The sequence below is a fragment of the Pseudomonas vranovensis genome (assembly GCF_040438935.1).
GTDB lineage: Bacteria > Pseudomonadota > Gammaproteobacteria > Pseudomonadales > Pseudomonadaceae > Aquipseudomonas > Aquipseudomonas vranovensis.
Window position 1 is genome coordinate 1,045,992 of sequence record NZ_CP159259.1, and the last position, 19,969, is coordinate 1,065,960.

The window sequence follows — 19,969 nt, forward strand, 5'->3', positions numbered from 1 at the left end:
ATTCAGACATGCAAGAGCAGCTGAAAATTGCCGGTGCGTTTATCGGCGTCATCGTCGGTGCAGGTTTCGCCTCAGGGCGTGAGTTGTTGCTGTTCTTCGTCGACTTCGGCCTCTGGGGGCTGCTCGGCGCCCTGGTCAGCGCGGCGCTGTTCACTTTTCTCGGCATGGCCCTGGCCGGCCTTGGCAACCGGCTTCAGGCGGTCTCGCACAAGGATGTGGTGTACGCCATCTGCGGGCGCTACCTGGGCCTGTTCGTCGACTTGATGATCACCTTCTTCATGTTCGCGGTCACGGTGGTGATGCTGGCGGGTGGCGGCGCATTGCTGGAGCAGCAGTTTGGCGTGCCGGCGCTGGCAGGCAGCATGCTGGTGACTTTGCTGGTGATCGCCGTGGTCTGTCTGGATGTGCAGAAGGTGATTGTGCTGATTGGTGCGGTCACGCCATTTTTGATCCTGGTAGCCAGTGCCATTGCCGTATACGCCGTATTCACCCGCGACCTGAGCTTTACGGCCCTGAATGAAGTGGCCAGCCGGCAAGAGGCCGGCACCAGTCATTGGCTGCTTGGCGCCTTTCTTTATGTGTCGTACAACATCGTGGCCGGTGCGCCGATCCTGGCGATTCTGGGGGGCTCGGCACGCTTTGAGAAAACCGCGATCTGGGGCGGGATCCTCGGTGGTGCGGCGCTGGGCGGCTTGATGCTGGTGATGAGCGCGGGCCTGCTGTCGCGGCTGGATTCGGTGGCCGATCTGCCGATGCCGATGCTCTCGATTGCCAGTGAGATTTCCCCGGCGTTGGGCGTGGTGATGTGCGTGATCATCTTCGGCATGATCGTCAACACGGCGGTGGGCACGCTCTACTCGTTCGTGGCGCGGCTGTTGCCGGCGGGAACACGCAGTTTTCGATTGGGCTCGGTGGCGGCAGGTGTAGCCGCGTTTGTCTGCAGCCTGATCGGCTTCATCAGCCTGGTCGGCCAGGTGTATCCGTTCTTCGGTTACCTGGGCTTTGTGCTGATGCTGGCAGTGTTGATCGGCTGGTTGCGCATCGGTCGTTTCAAACGGGCCGTCGCACTGTAGCGGGGAATACTGGCGAGGGGCGCAGTGTGCCTCTCGCCAGAGTGCAGCGGTCAGATCTTGAAGCTGTCGACCAGTTGCTTCAGGCGGCCGGCCTGCTGGGCCAGGGCATCGCAATGGCGCAGGGTGTCGTTGAGGTTGGCGACGCCTTGCTGGTTCAGCACGTTGATCTGGGTGATGTCCAGGTTCAGGCTCTCGACCACGGCGGTCTGCTCTTCAGTGGCGGCGGCCACTGACTGGTTCATGCCGTCGATCTCGCCGATGCGCTGGGTCACGCTGCTCAGGCGCTCGCCGGCCTGGTTGGCGACCATCACACTTTCCTCGCTCGACACCTGGCTTGCGTTCATGTTGTGTACCGCCTCGCGGGAGCCGACCTGCAGGGTGGTGATCATCTTGTGGATCTCTTCGGCCGATTCCTGGGTGCGATGGGCCAGGTTGCGAACCTCGTCGGCGACTACGGCAAAGCCACGACCGGCTTCACCTGCACGGGCCGCCTCGATGGCTGCGTTGAGGGCCAGCAGGTTGGTCTGCTGGGAGATGCCCTTGATCACATCGAGGATCTGGCCGATGTCACCGGTACTGGTGTTGAGGGTTTCGATCTGCGCGCAGGATTGGCTGATTTTCTGCGACAGCGAGGTCATCGCCGAGATGGTTTCTTCCACCACCTGACGGCCATCGTTGGCCTGTTCGCTGGCGCCGCTGGCGTGCTGCGAGGCGTCGGCGGCGTTGCGGGCGATTTCCTGGGTGGCGGCGCCCAGTTCGTTGATCGCCGCGGCCACGCTGTTGGTGCGCAGGCTCTGCTCTTCGGAACCGATGATCGAGGCATTGGAGGCGCTCATTACCTGCTCCGACAGGTCGTGTACCTGGCGGGTGGCCGACGATACTTCGGCAATCGAGGCGTGAATCCGCTCGACGAACTGGTTGAAGGCACCGGCCAGTTCACCGAATTCGTCCTTGTTCTCTACTACCAGGCGGCGGGTCAGGTCGCCTTCGCCCTGGGCGATGTCCTGCATGGCACGGCCCATGGTGGTCAGCGGACGCATCAGCACCGGGATCAATAGGCCGAGTACGCCGGCAATGGCGGCCACGGCAATGAGCATGGCGATGATGGCCGAGGTACGGAACTGGCTGATGCCGGCATAGGCCTTGTCTTTGTCGATGGACAGGCCGATGTACCAGTCTGCCGATGGCAGGCCGCTGACCGGGGCAAACGAGATGATCCGCTCTTCGCCGCCCAGGGTGACGTCGTGAATCCCCGGGGCTACCTGCAGGCTGCTGCCCGGGTAGATGTCCTTGAGGTTTTTCATCACGTGGTCTTTGTTCGGGCTGACGATCACCTGGCCATTGCGGTCGACCAGGAAGGCATGGCCGATACCGCCGAAGTCCACGGCATTGATGATGTCGACCAGGGTGCCCAGGCTCAGGTCGCCACCGACCACGCCGATCAACTCACCGTTGGCCTTGCTCTTGACCGGCATGGCGATGGTCACTACCAGGCCGCCGACGGCCGCCATGTAGGGCGGGGTCAGCATGGTCTGGTTGGCGGCTACCGCTGCGGTGTACCAGGGGCGTTGGCGTGGGTCATAGCCGTCCGGCATCCTGGCGTCCGGGCGCTGGGTAAATACGCCGTTGGCCTGGCCCACATAAGTGAACTGGAAGTTCCTGGTGAACGAAGGCTGATCGACCAGCCCGGGGAAGTCGGCATTGGCGCCCTGGTGGGCGACGTTCTGGGCGAGGTTTTCCAGCACCAGGATGCGGCCGCTCATCCAGTTCTGCACGCTGCTGGCCGTCTGGGCGCCGGCTTGCTTGACCGAGGACTCGATGTTCTGCCGAATGGTATTGCGCTGCAGGTAATCGTTGTAAAGGGTGAACAACGCAAATGCCAGAACCACGACGCCGCAGGCGCACAGCAGGATCTTGTGGCGAAATTTCAGGTTCATGTTCCGAGACCTTGTGCCAGTGAAGAGGAGTGCCGAGCGGTGCTTTTGGCGAGTGCTCGTACCTGTTCTCACGGGTATCGGCCGCAATGCTGAAAGGTTGATAGGCAGATTGCCGCAGGTCTGTAGACGTGGGCTGCTGTGGGGGCACGGCTGCCTACCTGGCGACTGTTGCGCAGTCGATCGCAGCCTCGTTCCCCGGCAGCGGCTACAGATTGCCGGTGTAGCCGCTGGCGACAGCCTGCGATCGACCGCACAGCGGTCGTGGTCCTAGACCGTTGCTTTTACAACAACCTCACCAGTTCCTGCGCCGCCTTTTGCAGGGGCTGGTTGTGGCGCCAGAAGGCATGCACCGGCAACTGCAGTTCGTTGCGGGTGTTCTTGAAGTCCAGGCGCAGCAGGCGGCCGGCCTCAATCAGCGGCGCCACCCGTGACAACGGAAAGTCGCCCCAGCCAAGCCCCGCTTCGACCATCTCCAGCGCCATGCTCAAGCTGTCTGTGCGCCAGAACGCCTTGCCGATCAGCGCGCGGGTGTCGGTAATCGGCAGGTCGCGGCTGGCCACCACGATCTGGCGCACATTGGCCAGGTCTTCCAGGTAGGCAATCTGCCGGGGCTGGCGCTGCAGGGCAGGGTGGTGCGGTGAAAGGGTCGCCACCAGCGACTCCATGCCGATGTTCTGAAAACGCTGCTGCGGGTCGACCGACAATCTGGCGAACGCCAGGCACAGGCTCACGCGACCTGAGTGCAGCAGCTGCAAGGCTTCCTCCTGGGGAGCGCTGAGTACCTCGATTTCCAGTAGCGGATAACGCTCGCTGATGGTCTTGATCGCGTTCAGCAGGGGAGCGTGGTCGATATCCGGCACCACGCTGATGGCCAGGGTACTTTCCAAGCCTTGGGAAAGCTCCAGCGCATGCACCTGCAGTTGACTCAACTGCGCGGCAATCATCCTGGCGTGGGGTTCAAGCGCCTGGGCGAGTGCGGTGGGACGGGTTTCACGGTGGGTGCGCTGGAACAGGGCAAAGCCCAGCTCGGCTTCAAGGTTGCCGATGGCCATGCTCACCGCTGATGGCACCCGACCCAAGGCGCGGGCAGCGGCCGAGAACGAGCCGCAGTCGAGCACCGCGAGAAACAGTTCGATGTTATCGCTGGAAAAATTCAAAGGCCAATCTCCTGTCAGTAAATCTGATAGCTGTTTACTTTTGCTGTCAAGAAGATTGACGCACTCTAGCGCGCCTCTGCTGCCTGCTCCGGCAGCGCTTTACAACGGATTCGAGGTAATACAGTGCAAGGTGTCAAACGCAAACTGGTCTACGTGACCGCCTACGAAATGATCGGCCTGTGCATGTCGACGTTGGGGCTGGCCTATCTATCGGACACCGCTCCCAGCAATACCGGCCCCCTGGCGGTGATGATCACCACGATCGCCATGGCCTGGAACTTTATCTACAACACCCTGTTCGAGTACTGGGAAAGTCGGCAGGTGAAGCGCGGACGCAGCGTCGTCCGCCGGATTGCCCATGCCATTGGCTTCCAGCTGACGTTGGTGATCTACCTGATCCCGCTGATCGCCTGGTGGCTGGACATGAGCCTGGTCGAAGCCTTCCTGGTGGACCTGGCCTTCATCATCCTGATCCCTTGCTACACCTTCCTCTACAACTGGGCATTCGACCGGATCTTCGGCCTGCCGACCTCGGCACAAGTGCAGGCTGCGGCGGCGTGAATCACTGGGCAGGGATGACGATCCGCAGCGAGCCGGAGTCCGGTTCTTTTTGCAGGCGGGTGGCGCCGAGCAAGTCGTCCTCGATCTCGCCCGACAGGTAGTACACCCCGGCCATGGCCCCGGTCTTGCGGTTTTCCATCAGCTCTCGCCACTCCTCGTTGAGCGCCACATTGAGGATTACCCGCAACTGCTCGATCATCGCCGGCTGCTCCTGGCTATGGGAGAACACCCCATAACCCGTGGCGACCACCGAAATCAGCGCACCGGCGGTGCGGCCCACCGCGCTGGCCACGGCACTGGCAATACCACGCGGCGCCAGGGTTGCACCGATTTTCTCACTGGCCTGCTGCGCCACCGATGACAAACCGATATCCGAGCGCTGGGTACCGGCGCGTACGGCGCTGTGCATGCGCGTGACCAATGCCGCATAAGCCGGTTGCTCGGCCAGTGATTTGCTGAACAGCAACTGGTACAGCGAGGCGTTGTGGGTGGCGGGCGGGGCGAGTGTGATGGCCTGAATGCGCGTCAGGCGCAGGTTGAACTGCTCGGGTGGCGCCCGGTAGCGTTGGGCGAGTTGTTGCAGCTGCTGGCCGAGCAACTGGATATAGAGTTCCATGGCGCGGTCACGGATCGCCTCGGGGTCGATCTCCTTGGCCACCTGGTCGAGCACGCGTTGGTGATACTGCTCCTGCAGGTACAGGGCCAGGCGCTTTTCCGGAGGATCTTTACCGTCACCACTGTTCATCTTGTACCAGGCCACCTTCATGGTCAGCCATTGCTGGGTCCAGTAGCCGGTGAACCAGGGAATGAAATCGCTCTCGGTGTATTGCTGTACCCGGTCTTTCCATACCCGCATCGAGCGTCGGGTGTAGTCATTGACCGAACTGGTGGCGGCCAGGGAGGCCTGGATAATCTCCCGGTCAATCTGCTCCCAGGTGGCGGGGTTCAGTTGCACGGGGGGCGGTTCGGCAGGTTTTTGCCTGGAGGCGCAGCCACCCAACACCAGCAGCAGGGTGAGCAAAAGGAAGGTGAGCGGGGAAGGCGGATTCACATCGCAGCCTCTGTGGACAGTCTGGCGTTTGGGTATACCTATCTGAGTATAGGAGCGGACATAGGGGGCCGGACTGCAGTCCATCGCGGGGCAAACCCGCTCAAGGTGGCTAAGACTGTTCAGAGTTGTTGGGCTTCGGTTGTCGCCGGCGGAAAGTAGCGCCTGTTTTTCTCTCGGGGCGCTTGCCCGGCCGCACTGTCCACAGGTGCGCGTTGGCCCGCAAGCGTTCCTGGATATGCGGAGGGCGATCGGCGAGAGTGGTCAGCGGTGGGATGGGTTTGCCAGGCAGCCCGGCCTGGCGGATCAGTTTCGGCCAGCGCGGTTTCCAGCACAGCAGCAGGCTTAGCCAATGGCCGAGACCGATGATCAGGAAGGCAGGGCAGATCAGCAGCAGCCCTACCTTGGTTGTTCGGGAGGCACGACGAAAATAGTGGGTGAGCCCTTCGAACTGAGGGGTGAAGGCCTGCCAGGGCCAGGGGAAATGCGAGGTGATGCGGGGCCGCGGCAGGCCTTGGGGGCCTTCGTCCATGAAGCGACGGATGAACTCCCATTCGTCGCGAAGCTCGGCCTGGTTGTTGCCGGCCTTTCCGACCCAGGCATCCTCGGGGTGGAGGGTACCGGTAACGCGCGGTGACCAGTAGAGGTACAAGGGGACACCTACGCCTCCTGCGATTGCAGTCTTATCACTTGCGCCTGAGGAGGTCACACCTTTCCAGGGCAAGGTCACGATGCCGCCGCAGTAGCTGGGGCGATGCAGGTGAACTTGTTGAGTTTTGCGGTTGAAGCGGATTAGTAGATGGCGAGAGGTGAACATTTCAAGGCGGGAAATGCGTAAGCCAAATTTGAAATAGACCCCGGCAATCGTTGATATCATAAGGCTATAAAAAACCACCGGAAACAGGAGGTGTTTGTAAGTCTCCTGTTCAATAAGGCTCTCAATAAAAGTGAAGATTAATTCTATGAGGGCTCCTGAGTAGAGAAAAACTGGCATGAAAAAGGCAAGTGACAATATTGTTATTAGGCCGCGTTTTGTTTCCCACATGCCACTGCGAAGTTCTATTATGTTTTCGCTAAAAACATAAACCGGTCCTCGAGTTTTTGGTGTCTCGCTGACGCAAAAGCGTGATGCGGCCTGATCTTCATCATCTTCACTTTCATAGGGTAGCTCTCTTTTAATGCCCCACTTTCTATCAAATTTTTCATCGCCTTTGCGAGCGTCCTCTCGCTCTAATTGCATTTTCCAACACCCCCATTCAAAAAAATACATCACACCACCTCGTTGATGGCGTCGAACAGTGCGCCGAGTTCGTCGCTATCATTTTTGTATTTCTTTGTCTCGGTATTACGGCTAAAGCAACACTGGCTACACCACTTTTCAAGAGCGCTCTCATCGATAATCATGAGTATCACCGTAGCCCCCAGAACAATCGCGCCACCAATCCAGCTCATACGGCCCAGCAAGAGCATGGCGGTCTGGTTGGTTGTCAAGCGAGTAGACAGTCGAGCCAGGGTTAAAAAGCGTGCTTCTTGTCCCGTGTTTCGAGCTTGCATGGCAAGCCAACCGAAATAGGCCCCTGCTTGGGAAAAAGCAATCCCGCCGTGGCCTATTAATAGACTGATAGTTGCAATCGCTCGAGCACCATAAGCAGTAGCCAATAGATTATTTCGCGTGGTGTTTCTATCAAGCTCTCCGATGCTGTCCTGAACATCCCACCCAATACTCACCAATCCCCCCGCAGCCGCCATCCCCGCGCCCCACAGCCGATACCGCCCCAGGCTGATCTGCGCCCCCCGTGCGGTGGCGCTGTCCAGGCGCCGATGCTTCGCCCGGTCCAGGCTGTTGGGGGCTGTTTTGGGCAGGTAAGCGGACGGCACTTTGCAGGAACGATGGTTCAAGACTGACCGACTTCGGATTTTCCGCGTCTGCGCCGAGGCTTCTTTTCGGGGCGCTTGCCCGGCCGCACTGTCCACAGATGCGCGTTGGCCCGCAAGCGTTCCTGGATATGTGGGGGGCGATCGGCAAGAGTGGTCAGCGGTGGGATGGGTTTGCCAGGCAGCCCGGCCTGGCGGATCAGTTTCGGCCAGCGCGGTTTCCAGCACAGCAGCAGGCTTAGCCAATGGCCGAGACCGATGATCAGGAAGGCAGGGCAGATCAGCAGCAGCCCTACCTTGGTTGTTCGGGAGGCACGACGAAAATAGTGGGTGAGCCCTTCGAACTGTGGGGTGAAGGCCTGCCAGGGCCAAGGGAAATGCGAGGTGATGCGGGGCCGCGGCAGGCCTTGGGGGCCTTCGTCCATGAAGCGGCGGATGAACTCCCATTCGTCACGCAGCTCGGCCTGGTTGTTACCGGCCTTGCCGACCCAGGCGCCTTCAGGGTGAAGGGTGCCGGTGACGCGCGGTGACCAGTAGAGTAGAAGTGGCACGCCGATGCCGTCGGCAATTGCGGTGTTTTCACTGGATCCTGATGAGGTCACACCTTTCCAGGGCAAGGTCACGATGCCACCGCAGTAGCTGGGGCGGTGTAGATAGACTTGCTGGGTTTTGCGGTTGAAGCGGATCAGTAAATGACGAGAGGTGAACATTTCAAGGCGGGAAAGGTGATAGCCGTACTTGAAATAGATCCCAAAGGTAGCTACTGCAATAGTGGAATATAATGCAATCGGGATCGTGGCGAAAAAATCGAATGGGGTCTGGGAAGAAAGTTGGTTGAGCATTCTTGCTAGAAAGTAGATGGAAAATAAGGTGGTGATTGATGCGAAAGTGATGATCGCCAATGAAAATAGAGTTACAAGGCCCCTTTTTGCTTCCAGCATGCCACAACGAATTTCCAGTATGGTTTGATCGAGTGCGTATACCGGTCCTCGAGTCCTCGGTGTTTCGCTGGCGCGCTGCTGCGCTTCTTTCTGACTTTCATCGTCTTCATATTCATAAGCGGCTATTTCTTTTAAACCGTATTTTTTTTCTATTTCTTTGTCGTTCTTGCGGTCTTCATCTGTTTCCAGCATGGCCTGCCAGAAGCCCCATTCTGCGAAATTCACTATAGGGTCCCTTCAATGGCATCGAAAAATGCGCTTAATTCATCTTCGGCACTGTTGTAACGGTTGGTCTCTCGATTGCGGCTGAAGCAGCATTTGTCACACCATTTTTCCAGAGCACTCTCATCGAGTATCAGCAATACAATGGTGGCAGTCAGCACGATAAGGCCTCCCCCCCAAGCCATACGACCAAGTAGCAGTATGGCAGTCTGGTTGACGGCTAAGCGTGTGGCCCAACGGGACAGTACATCTAACAATACGCCGGGTATAAAGCGGCCACCCTTCAGCGCCAGCCACCGGAAGTAAGCCCCTGCTTGGGAAAAGGCAATTCCACCTTGCCCACTCAATAGGGCAAGCGTGGCAGTCGCTCTTATTGTGTAGGCAGCGCCGATAGTACTTTGTCGCGAGTTCGATAGGTCGTCCGACTTTGCGAACGCATTAACGCCGTCTTTGAGATCCCACCCGATACTCACCAACCCCCCCGCAGCCGCCATCCCCGCCCCCCACAGCCGATACCGCCCCAGGCTGATCTGCGCCCCCCGTGCGGTGGCGCTGTTCGGCCCGACATTCGCCAGCGCCTGCCCGGTACCCACTGCCAGCAGTTCCAGTCCTGCCGCCACACTGGTCAACCCCGCCGCAGCCACTTCACTCCAGAAGCGCCGATCCTTGTCGTCACGTCGCCCTTGCAACAGCAACAGGCTGGCCTCCAGCAACAGCAGGCCGCTGGCCACCCGCAGTCGGTAGAACGAGTTGCTGTGGGCATTCTGCAGGCTGGTGGCATAGGCGCTGTCCAGGCGTCGCAGGATTGGGGCGGAAACGCGACCGGAAGATGGCGCCTGGCCCGCTTGGGCAAGTTCGGCCAGGCGCAGGGCCACGGCTTGCTCACCGAGCGAGGCGGTGAGGTAGCTGGCCAGGCGCCGGTGCATCGCCCGATCCAGGCTGTTGGGGGCGCCGGCCCTTGCGGCTTCACGGCCCAGTTGGCCGAGCCAGGCCAGGGCCCCGGCGGCGTTGATATGGCCGTGTCGGGCGATCAGGTCCAGCTGGCCGTCCACCTGGCTGAACAGCGCGGCCAACGCCTTGCTCAGTTTCAGCGCGTTCTCGAACTGCTTCAGGTCGTCGCCCTCAAGGGGCTGGTATTTCAACTGTGTGCGGGTTTGCTCCAGGGCTTCGGCAATGCTGCGCTGGTTGTAGGTGAAGCTGCGCAGGGCCAGGTTGTCGGGGGTCACGCTGTCGGCGCGCCACCAGCGGCTGAGCAGGTCGGCGCCGGCCGGTACGCCCTCCATGCCGATTACGCAGAGGCCGGTCTGGTGGGCGAAGCACAGGCCGTTGATGAGGTCGTCGGGGTCGTAGAGGGCCAGGGCGTCCTGCAGTCGTGGGTGCTGCAGCCAGCTCAGGTGATCCGCCGCCCGGGCTTCGGCCGCGGCCTGGGCCTTGTTACTCTCAATCTCGAACCAGGCCAGTTGTTGCTGCATGGCCGCAAGGTCCACCCGTGGCAGGTAGCGTTCGTCGAACAGCCTGGAAAACTCGCCGGTCTGCGCGCGGGCTTCAAGGTCGCGACGGTGGAGCTCGCTGGTGGCTTCGAGAATCTGTTCCTTGGTGTCTTGCCACCGCTGCGGATCAAGACGCGCCGTCATGGTGTTGTTGCTTTCGTCGAGCCGTTCGCGGATTGCCTGGGTACGTTTGCGTACATGGGCGGCAACCTTGCGCTCACTGAAGTTCCTGTGCAGCTCGGTGAAGGCCTGGGCCACCAGCACCTTGCGCTCGTTGCTGGGCCCGGGGTTGCCCTTGGCGTCGGGAGCCGGGGTGTTTTCCAGCCAGTCCTTCAACTGTTCCAGCCCGGCATTGCGCCAGGCGTTGAGTTCCTGGGTGATGCCGATGGCGTCCTCGACCACGATGGCGATACCGCGGGGGTTGGCCTTGCCGGCAGCGGGTTGGAGCATTTGCTGCGAGGCAACCCTGGAGATCACCTGCGGGCCGCCGAAGAGCTGGGCGTCGAGCAGTTTGCGCAGGGCCGGGTCGCTTTCGGCGGCGAAGTCGACCACCGTGTCGAGCTGGTCGTGGGTCAGCACATGGGGGGCGGGGACGGCGCAGGAGGGAGCGGCGTACTTGCGGATGTCGAGGGCGGGCAGGCTGTCGCGCCGGCGCAGCAGCTGTTGCTGCGCTGCCAGGGTCAGCGGGTCGGGGCTGTAGAACAGCCGCAGTTCGTGCAGGTCGTCGAGGTCGTGGACATTGAACGCCCAGGCGATCTGGCGTCCTGCATCCTGGGCACTGAAGGCCGGGGGTGGTGGGGCATGGGGGAGGCCGGGCTCGGTCAGGGACAGCAAGCCGTTGGCGGCGATGCGGTAGGGCGGGTGCCAGGTGTAGCGGCCGGTGGTCTTGCGTTTTTCGAGGACATAGAGAAAGCCCTCGCGCAGGGTGCGGATGGCATAGCTGGCGTGCTGCAGTTCGCCGACCTGGTGCGGGTGGTGCAGGTGCGCTGGCAGCTCGGGCAGTTGCTGGCGCTGGCCGTGGTTGCCACCGACGACGGCGTAGCGCAGGGGCAGGAGGGTGAAAGTGCGGGTGCAGGTGACGGCGGGGCTGTTGTCGAAGGGTTCGCTCAGCTGTTCACAGAACTTGCGATTGATGGCGAAGATTTCATCCAGGCTGAACATGAGGCGTCCTTGAGCATGCGTGGCACAAGGCACGAACCTTAAACGGCAGGGCGGGGGCAAGTCGTTCCTGGGTGATCCTAAAACTGCGTGGGAAATTTCACTTTATCGTAGAGCGCTGCTGATCAGCTGTCGGCCAGCAGCGTACGTTTCACTTTCCAAATGCCTTCAACTGCCCAACTCCAACTTCGCCTCAATATGATCCAGATGTTCATGCATCAACGCCAACGCTGCTTCTCCATCCCCTTTCTCCAGTGCATCAATGAGCGCCGCATGTTCCTGCCAGGCGCAGTGGCTGCACGGGCGGCTTTCATACTGGGCAATGATCAGCGACGTCTGTGGCACCAGGCCGTTGAGAAAACGGGTCAGGGGCGCATTGTTGGCGATTTCCGCCAGCTTCAGATGGAACTCGCCACCCAGGCGGATCGCGGTGCAGCGCTGGCCTTGTTCATGGCTCTGCCGCTCGCGGGCAACCAGTTCGCGCAACTGGCGGACTTTGGCCGGTCGCGAACGTTGCACGGCAAGGGTGATCAGGGTGGTTTCGGCCAGGCGCCGGGCGCTGAGGATCTGCCGTGCCTGTTGCGGGTCGGGGGCTGCCAGGTGCGCTGTGTGGCTGGGGCGCTGGACGATCACCTGCTGGTCGCACAACCGGCCCAGGACACGACGGATTACCGTGCGGCTGACGCCGAACGCATCGCCCAGTGCCTGCTCGGGCAGGGCGCTGCCGGGGGCCAGGCGCTGTTCGAGGATGGCGTCGAACAGGCGCGGGTAGATCTGCTCGGCCGACAGGCGCACTTCGCCGTGGGCGAGCAGCGGTGGCAAGGTGGTCACAGGGGCTTGGGCGCTGGCTGTCATCACTGCTCTCCTGAGGTCAGTTGCCCGGGTGTTCGTCCGGGATGTTCAGTTCGATACCCATGCGCCGGCCTTCCTGGAGGATGTGGTGGCGCATCTGCGCGCTGGCCTGGGCGCTGTTCTTGTTACGTATGGCACGTACTACTGCTTCGTTTTCTTCCAGTCGCGCGGCCAGGTGCTCGGGCGAGTTGCGCAGTACACCGGCGCTTTGCTTGAGGGCATTGCTGGTTTGTTGCACCACGTTCTGGAAGATCGGGTTGGCGGTCAGGGTAAACAGCTCTTCGTGGAAGGCGATGTAGGCGTTGACACCCGCTTCGCTGTCTTCGGCTTCAAGTGCTTCGCGCATGTCCATCAGCGTCAGGCGCAACTGGCCGATTTCCTTGCTGCTGATGGACTGGGCTACCAGGCCGACAATGAATGGCTCCAGGGTGTAGCGCAGTTGCAGTACGTCTTCGAGGCTGGCTTCGGCCACGGCGTTCTGGGCCTGCATCGGCTCGACGCTGCCGGGTTCGAGCACCAGCACGCCTTTGCCGGGCAGCGAGCGCACCAGGCCCAGGGTTTCCAGCACGGTGACCGCTTCGCGCAGGCTCGGGCGGCTGATGCCCAGTTGCTCGGCCAGTTCGCGTTGGCCCGGGAGCATGTCGCCCGAACGCCATTGGCCACGATCCAGGGCCTGGCGCAGTTTTTCTACCACGGAGTTGACGACGGTGGATGAGCTGATCACGGTTCACTCCCTGAGATCGATTGCATGTTGTGCTCCTGGGGCCGGCACCGTAGTGCCGGCCCGGTCACTCAAAACTCTTGTTGGTGGGCGGTCGGGGCCTTGCGCTGGGCAAAGCTGAAGCCCTGTTTGCCGGCCAGTACATTGTTGGCCCGCTCCATGTCGATATCGCCTTCCCAGCGGCCGATGGCTACGGTGGCCACGCAATTGCCGATCAGGTTGGTCAGCGCCCGGCCGATGCCCATGAACCAGTCCACGGCCAGCACCAGCACCAGGCCGACCACCGGAATCGCGGGGATGGCGGTCAGGGTCGCGGCAAGGATTACCAGGGCAGAGCCGGGAATCCCGTGGGCACCTTTGGAGGTAATCAGGGAGACCAGCAGGATGGTCAACAGGTCGGTCATGGCCAATGGTGTACCGGTGGCATTGGCGATAAAGACGATGGCCAGGGTCAGGTAGATCGAGAAGCCGTCGAGGTTAAACGAATAACCGGTGGGAATCACCAGGCCGACGGTGGAGTTTCCGATGCCCAAATGCTCCAGCTTGCGCATGATTTGTGGCAGCACGGCGTCGGACGAAGCCGTGCCCAGGACGATGGTCAGTTCTTCGCGCAGGTACTTGATGAACGGCAGGATACGCAGGCCTGACACGCGCATCACCGTGCCCAGGATCAGCAGCACGAAACCCATGCAGGTCAGGTAGAACAGCGCCACCAGGCCACCCAGGTGCTGCAGCGATTCCAGGCCATATTTGCTGGTGGTAAAGGCGATGGCGCCGAACACGCCCAGTGGCGCCAGGCGCACGATCATGCCCATGATGCGAAATATTACGTGGCTCAGTTCGTTGATCAGCCGCGAGATGCCCGAGGCGGCTTCACCCACCAGGTTCAGCGCACTGCCAAACAGCACCGAGAACAGCAGCACTTGAAGGATGTTGTTGTCGGCAAAGGCGCCTACTACCGAGGTGGGTATCAGGTCCATGAGGAAGGCGGCGGTGCCGTGGATATGCTGGCCGCGCTCGGCCAGGTTGCCGGCTTCGGCGGCTGACAGTTGGTCCAGGTGAATGTTGGCACCGCTGCCGATGCCGGAGGTAAAGGCGAACACCAGGCCGATGACTAGGGCAATGGTGGTGAGGATTTCAAAGTAGATCACCGATTTGAGGCCGATCCGCCCGACCTTCTTCAGGTCACCCGCACCGGAAATACCGCTGACCACCACGCAGAACACGATCAGGCCGATGAGCATCTTGATCAGCTTGATAAAGCCGTCGCCCAAGGGTTTGAGCTGCAGGGAAACTTCGGGAAAGCTGAGGCCGCAGGCAATGCCTAACGCGAGGCCCAGCACTACTTGGAGGAAGATCGAACGCGAGCACCATTTGAGCATGGGAGGGATCTCTGATCGGTGTCCTTGCTTCGATCACCGGGGGAAGGCGAAAGAGCGGAGGACTTAATTATTGTGGTCTTACCGGTATGTCCAGTGCGAGGCCAGTTTAGGCGCGGATTTTCTGGATTGGCAAGGGATTCTTCGTCAGAAGCAACTGGTCAGAGGCTGTTTCTATGGGAATCAGTTGTTTACAGGCGCGTTCGCACACCTGAAAGGATTCCTGATCGCTGTCGTTCGCGTCCCTAGCGGCGTGGGGGGGCGGTATCTCCGGACATTCCAGCTGGTAAGACCGGTTAGTCCGGCTGTTGAATGCCGGCTGGAGAGGCTGCCCAGCAGCGGGCCGGCCTGTGGATAGCCATCGGCGCATACGGCGTTCTCTTCGCTTTCGTCTGATGCAGCCATGGCTCCGTGCGGGCGATTCATTTTGAACATTCCCGATTAGAAAGACTGATCTTTCTAGTTGTGCTCGTTTACACATAAGTACAGAGAATTAGGACTAATCCCATGTCGCCCACGGCAGACTTTGCTTAGCTTCCTCGCTTGTCGTTCAGTACTTTATTCACTTGGCAAGCAGTGGTGGATGAGTATCGGCGCGCAAGGATTTCGAACTAATGGCCCCTGGGTTGCAAAAGGATGTTGTTATGGATGTCGTTGTTGTTCAATCACGTGCACACGTCTCAGGCGAGCAGATGGGTAATATTGACTTCGCTATTAGACTTTTCTGTGACGAAATATTGAGGCCAGGAATGCTAGTGGGTCAGCGTTGGACTCTAAATGTTTTGACTACTTGGTCGCGAATTTCGCTGAGCGTTGGAGTGCCCACCCTTATTCGGCAATCCATTGCTTATGCAATGGAATCCGCTTTCTCGCGTCACGCCATTTCCTCCTCGGCCCGTGCTGTCATGGGTGGCACGTTCGGAGCACTACCCGTCGCGTTGACCATAGCGGGCGGAATTCGAGATGAAGTCAATCACACGGCTACCCGCGCCACGAGAACAGGACGAGTATTGGGGGGTATTGGAAGCCTCATAGCACTGGCGGGCGCGCAGGCGACGGGAACACTGGCTCGAGGCGCATCTACTCTTATTTCGGCGCAGCTGTACTGCGTCTTGCGGGACATTGTTGAGATGTATGTCAGGCAGTCTGACAATAATAATGGACTGTCTCTACCTGCGGTGGGTGTGTCAGCGGCAGCCTACGGAGTCAATCAATTGGCGGGAGGTATGCTCTCGGGTGCTGTGGCGTCTCCTGCCGGTGCCAGCGCCGCCTCAATTGGGACCTTTCAATAGCGGAACGAGTTAATACGTAGCGCGATCAATTCTGTCGGCGAGATGATAGATGATATGACGCTGCGGGCAACGCAACATACAATTGAGCAACGGTCTATTCCTCGCGGGCTTCGTACGGGCTTAGAAGTAGGGCTCGATTTCAACCGGGCCACCGCTGCAGACTTTTCCAGTCGAGCCACCAGTAGAATGCCCGGACGTCTGATGTTATTTAGTACTGTCATCATGGGGTCGTACGCCCTAGATTCACTCCTTCCACAGAATGGGGAGTTGTCCAAAAATTGGATCGACTTCCTCAGTAATCTATTTGTGGCCGCTATCCTCGCTGCGGGATATTCACTATTTGTCTGCCATCTTATGCAACAACGTCCGCCTGCCTCGTCAATCGAGGACGGTCGCCGCTCCCCATCAACGTCTACCAGTGAGGGTGATGCATGATGATTGATCGCGTCTGGCTCGCTCTCGCACCGCTGGCTCGGTGGTGCCGTTGCCGACTGAAGTTCTGTGGGGTGTACCTGCGTTACCGGCGCCGGGTTTTCGGCGTGACCGGGGCGTCGTGAAAGCGCTTGGCGACGACATAGTTCTTGTTCCAGTAGCTGTTGTTCAGTGAGTCGATGCGGATCGACTTGCCGGTCCTGGGCGAATGGATAAAACGATTGCCGCCGATGTAGATCCCGACGTGGCCTACGGCACTGCGGCCGTTATGACTGAAGAACACGGCGTCGCCGCGAGTGAGTTTATGTCGCGGGACTTTTTGCGCCTTTGAATTGAGCATCGAGCGGGTGGTGCGCGGCAGATGAATACCGGCCTCGCTGCGAAACAGGTACACCAGCAGGCCGCTGCAATCGAAGCCGGTACTGACCGAGCTGCCGCCAAAGCGGTACGGCGTACCGATCAGTTGATGGGCTCGCTTGACTACCTTGTCGATGCGCTTGGGACTGGCGCCGGCGGATGTTGCCATGGGCTTGGCAGGGGCGGCCTTCTTGCGGGTTTCTGGTGCAGGGTTGGCCAGGGTGAGATTGGCAAACAGGCAGCTTGCGGCAATCAGGAAAAAGAGCTTGGACACAATGCATACCGATGTAGCGAAACAAACAGCCGCGAGGGTAGAGCGTGCGTCCTTGGATAAAAATCAGATTCGTCTGACTTCTGAAGGCGAGCTCAAGAGCCTGATTCTGAAAGCACGAATCATCCTTCTTGAACCACGACCGCTGCGCGGCCGATCGCAGGCTGTCGCCAGCGGCTACACGGCAGTCCGTAGTCGCTGCCGAGGAGCGAGGCTGCGATCGACTGCGCAGCAGTCGCCAGGAGGGAGGGGCGGTGCGGAGTATCGACTTGTCCCGCGAGAGGCCAATACATCCAGCAAATCCGGTGTTGCCTGGAATACGACCGCTGCGCGGCCGATCGCAGGCTGTCGCCAGCGGCTACACGGCAGTCCGTAGTCGCTGCCGAGGAGCGAGGCTGCGATCGACTGCGCAGCAGTCGCCAGGAGGGAGGGGCGGTGCGGAGTATCGACTTGTCCCGCGAGAGGCCAATACATCCAGCAAATCCGGTGTTGCCTGGAATACGACCGCTGTGCGGCCGATCGCAGGCAAGTCCGGCTCCCACAGCGTCTGTGCAAGTCAGTTGCTCCTGCCGTTGTTCATGACAGCAACTGCACCTGACCGCTCTGCAGCGTGTAGAGGCCCCCGACAATTTTCAGCTTGCCCTGGCTTACCGCCTCACTCAGCACCGCTGAGCGGGCGGTAAGGTTATGCACGGTCTCGCGCACATTCTGCTCGATTGCATTGTTGAGCAGGTCACCCGGCGCCTTGATGACCTTTTCCACAGCCGGGCGGATAGCGTCGGCCAGGCTCTGGATCTGTCCGGGAAACCGCGCGCCGTCCTTGACCGCCTTGACCCCGGCTGCCACCGCACCACAGCTTTCATGCCCCAGCACCATTACCAGTGGGGTGCCCAGCACCGCCACCGCGTATTCAAGGCTGGCCAGTCCATCGGTGGTGACGAAGTTGCCAGCAATGCGCACGGCGAACAGATCGCCGCGACCGGTATCGAACGCGTACTCCGGGGCAATGCGTGAATCTGCACAGCCCAGCACCGCAGCGTAGGGGTTCTGGCCGCCGGCCAGGGCCTCGCGTTCGGACAAGAAATCGTGGCGCTTGGCCACCCCCTGGATGTAGCGGGTGTTGCCCGCCATCAAGCGCTCCAGCGCCTGGTCAGGGTCAAGCTGGTTTTGTGGTTTGGGTACCTGGGGGGCGGGGCCGGCCAATGCGGCGCCGGCAGGCAACAGGCTGGTAAGCATTGCGGCGCTGGCGCCTAGCCCGGCAAGGCGCAGGAAGTGACGTCGTTCGGGTACTGCCGGTTGTTGTTCTTGGGCATCGCAGGGTTTGCACATTCGACGTTCTCTGGTTGGCATCGTACAGCGCTGGATTCTTGAGATCGGCAGGCGCGGGGTCCATAGGACATGTCCTGAAATCCGAACGAATCAGGGACAGAACTTGTCCGTGCCGACCACTAAATCTACTTAATAATCAACCAGTTATTGAATGACATTAGCATTTGGTCGCTATGATTTCAATAACTATTTGTTACAGAAATATGATGTAATTAGTAGGGTTATTTAATCGATCAGTTAAAAAACAGTGGCCAGGGCCCGGACGTGCTGCTTGTTGCTGCTATAAAGGGAGTTTCATCGTGCGCTTCAACCTGCCGGTCACCTCGGTCGAACAGACGTTCGGCGAGGATCAACGGCTCATTTCTGCCACCGATACCGCTAGCAACATCACCTACTGCAATGCCGAGTTCGCCGCCATGAGTGGTTTCAGTCAGGCGGAACTGATCGGCAGCCCACACAACCTGGTACGCCACCCTGACATGCCGCCAGCTGTATTCCAGCAGATGTGGCAGTACCTCAAGGCTGGCCAAAGTTGGATGGGCATCGTCAAGAACCGCTGCAAGAACGGCAACTTCTACTGGGTCAGTGCGTATGTCACGCCGATCCTGGAAGGTGGCCGGGTGGTGGGCTATGAGTCGGTGCGGGTCAAGCCGACGCGCGATCAGGTGCGCCGTGCCGAAGCACTGTACGCCCGTTTGCGCGAAGGCAAGCCTGCGGTCTCGGCCACACGTCGCATGGCCCAGTTCGGGCAGGTGCTGGGCGTGCCGCTGCTTGCCGGGGGCGCCGCCCTTGCGGCCCAGCAGTGGCTACCCGGCTGGCCCGCCCATGGCATCACGCTGGGGCTGTTTGGCCTGGTCGGCCTGTGGGCCCACCAGCGCATGGGTCAGCAATTGGCGCAGATCGCCCGCTGCTCCAGCAACACCTTTGCCGACCCGGTTGTGGCGCTGACCTACAGTGATGCGCTGGGCCCTATGGCCCAGTTGCAGATGATCCTGATCAGTGAAGAAGCGCGGCTCAAGACTGCACTGACGCGCCTGAGCGACCTGGCCGTGCAGATGAGCGAGGCGGCGGGTGACTCCAGCCGTCTGTCGCGCCATACCGAGTCGGCGCTGCTGGATCAGCGCGCCGAGACCGACATGACCGCCGCGGCGATGACCGAGATGGCCGCCTCGATTGCCGAGGTCGCGCGTCATGTACACGAGACCGCGGGCCAAGCCCACACGGCCAACCAATTGGCCGGGCAGGGCAATGACGTGGTGGGCACCACCCGTGACGCGATCCAGTTGCTGGCCAGCACGGTCAGCCAGATCAATCAGGCGGTAACCCACCTGGCCGGGCAGACCGAGGACATTTCGGTCGCCGCCGAAGTGATCCGCTCGATTGCCGACCAGACCAACCTGCTGGCGCTCAATGCCGCCATCGAAGCGGCCCGTGCCGGCGAGCAGGGGCGCGGGTTCGCCGTGGTGGCCGATGAGGTGCGCGCGCTGGCCGGCAAGACCCGTCAATCGACGCTACAGATCCAGGGCATCATCGAGAGCCTGCGGGCTGGCGCGGTCGATGCGGTGAACATCGCAAGCCTGGGTATTGACGAGGCCGAACAAGGCGTCGCCCGGGTACTTGAGGCGCAGCAGGCACTGCTGGGCATTCGTGCGGCGGTCGAGCACATCAGCGACATGAGCCAGCAGATGGCTGCTGCCGCCGAGGAGCAGTCGTCGGTGGCCGAGTCGGTGTCCGAGCAAATCAACACCGTGGCAGGGACCGTGCAGCACACCGCACAGAACGCCAATGCCGCCGCCACCCGCGGGGCAGAACTGGAACACATTTCCATGGGCCTGCGTGCCCTGGTCGAGCGATTCAACCGCTGACGCGAAGGG

General features: G+C 60.6%; 15 protein-coding genes. 3 read left to right on the top strand and 12 right to left on the bottom strand.

Features of this window, described 5'->3' with window-relative positions; genetic code table 11:
- The first annotated feature begins 8 nt into the window (after positions 1–8).
- Complete coding sequence (locus ABVN19_RS04825) at positions 9–1,073, top strand: membrane protein (RefSeq protein ID WP_028945976.1); 1,065 nt, start codon at positions 9–11, stop codon at positions 1,071–1,073.
- 50 nt (positions 1,074–1,123) lie between these two features.
- Here ABVN19_RS04825 and ABVN19_RS04830 read toward each other — a convergent pair whose 3' ends face one another.
- Together ABVN19_RS04830 and ABVN19_RS04835 are read right to left on the bottom strand one after the other, a co-directional pair.
- Positions 1,124–3,010 carry a methyl-accepting chemotaxis protein gene (locus tag ABVN19_RS04830; RefSeq protein ID WP_105642833.1) on the bottom strand — a complete coding sequence of 629 codons (1,887 nt, stop codon included), beginning with the start codon at positions 3,008–3,010 and terminating at the stop codon, positions 1,124–1,126.
- 281 nt (positions 3,011–3,291) lie between these two features.
- Positions 3,292–4,167 carry a LysR family transcriptional regulator gene (locus tag ABVN19_RS04835; RefSeq protein WP_028945978.1) on the bottom strand — a complete coding sequence of 292 codons (876 nt, stop codon included), beginning with the start codon at positions 4,165–4,167 and terminating at the stop codon, positions 3,292–3,294.
- Between the two features lie 123 nt (positions 4,168–4,290).
- Between ABVN19_RS04835 and ABVN19_RS04840 the strand changes: the two genes are divergently transcribed.
- Complete coding sequence (locus tag ABVN19_RS04840; RefSeq protein WP_105642834.1) at positions 4,291–4,728, top strand: PACE efflux transporter; 438 nt, start codon at positions 4,291–4,293, stop codon at positions 4,726–4,728.
- A gap of 1 nt (position 4,729) precedes the next feature.
- Here the strand turns inward: ABVN19_RS04840 and ABVN19_RS04845 are convergent, their stop codons facing one another.
- From ABVN19_RS04845 to ABVN19_RS04890, 10 genes are all read right to left on the bottom strand, one after another.
- Positions 4,730–5,779 carry a hypothetical protein gene (locus ABVN19_RS04845; protein WP_036990392.1) on the bottom strand — a complete coding sequence of 350 codons (1,050 nt, stop codon included), beginning with the start codon at positions 5,777–5,779 and terminating at the stop codon, positions 4,730–4,732.
- Positions 5,780–5,888: 109 nt separating this feature from the next.
- Positions 5,889–7,046: a DUF6708 domain-containing protein gene (locus tag ABVN19_RS04850; RefSeq protein WP_353632791.1), complete on the bottom strand. Its 1,158-nt coding sequence runs from the start codon at positions 7,044–7,046 to the stop codon at positions 5,889–5,891.
- Positions 7,046–7,675, bottom strand: coding sequence for a hypothetical protein (locus ABVN19_RS04855; protein WP_146117360.1), 630 nt, complete (start codon positions 7,673–7,675; stop codon positions 7,046–7,048). Before ABVN19_RS04855 ends, ABVN19_RS04850 begins: the two co-directional genes overlap by 1 nt.
- The gene (locus ABVN19_RS04860) at positions 7,672–8,817 is read right to left on the bottom strand and encodes a DUF6708 domain-containing protein (protein ID WP_353632792.1); all 1,146 of its coding nucleotides are present in this window, start codon (positions 8,815–8,817) and stop codon (positions 7,672–7,674) included. The genes ABVN19_RS04855 and ABVN19_RS04860 overlap by 4 nt, the downstream gene beginning before the upstream one ends.
- A complete protein-coding gene (locus ABVN19_RS04865; RefSeq protein WP_353632793.1) occupies positions 8,817–11,465 on the bottom strand; it encodes a T6SS effector BTH_I2691 family protein in 2,649 nt (882 codons plus the stop codon). Before ABVN19_RS04865 ends, ABVN19_RS04860 begins: the two co-directional genes overlap by 1 nt.
- 165 nt (positions 11,466–11,630) lie before the next feature.
- A complete protein-coding gene (locus ABVN19_RS04870) occupies positions 11,631–12,317 on the bottom strand; it encodes a GntR family transcriptional regulator (protein WP_105642478.1) in 687 nt (228 codons plus the stop codon).
- 16 nt (positions 12,318–12,333) lie between these two features.
- Positions 12,334–13,038, bottom strand: coding sequence for a FadR/GntR family transcriptional regulator (locus ABVN19_RS04875; protein WP_028941404.1), 705 nt, complete (start codon positions 13,036–13,038; stop codon positions 12,334–12,336).
- A gap of 68 nt (positions 13,039–13,106) precedes the next feature.
- Positions 13,107–14,417: a C4-dicarboxylate transporter DctA gene (locus ABVN19_RS04880; protein ID WP_028941405.1), complete on the bottom strand. Its 1,311-nt coding sequence runs from the start codon at positions 14,415–14,417 to the stop codon at positions 13,107–13,109.
- 1,806 nt (positions 14,418–16,223) lie between these two features.
- Positions 16,224–16,769, bottom strand: coding sequence for a C40 family peptidase (locus ABVN19_RS04885; protein ID WP_028941406.1), 546 nt, complete (start codon positions 16,767–16,769; stop codon positions 16,224–16,226).
- Between the two features lie 573 nt (positions 16,770–17,342).
- On the bottom strand, positions 17,343–18,095 hold the full coding sequence (locus ABVN19_RS04890; protein WP_028941407.1) for a carbonic anhydrase: 753 nt from the start codon (positions 18,093–18,095) through the stop codon (positions 17,343–17,345).
- Positions 18,096–18,394: 299 nt separating this feature from the next.
- Between ABVN19_RS04890 and ABVN19_RS04895 the strand changes: the two genes are divergently transcribed.
- Positions 18,395–19,960, top strand: a complete 1,566-nt coding sequence (locus ABVN19_RS04895; protein ID WP_028941408.1) for a PAS domain-containing methyl-accepting chemotaxis protein — start codon at positions 18,395–18,397, stop codon at positions 19,958–19,960.
- Positions 19,961–19,969: the final 9 nt, after the last annotated feature.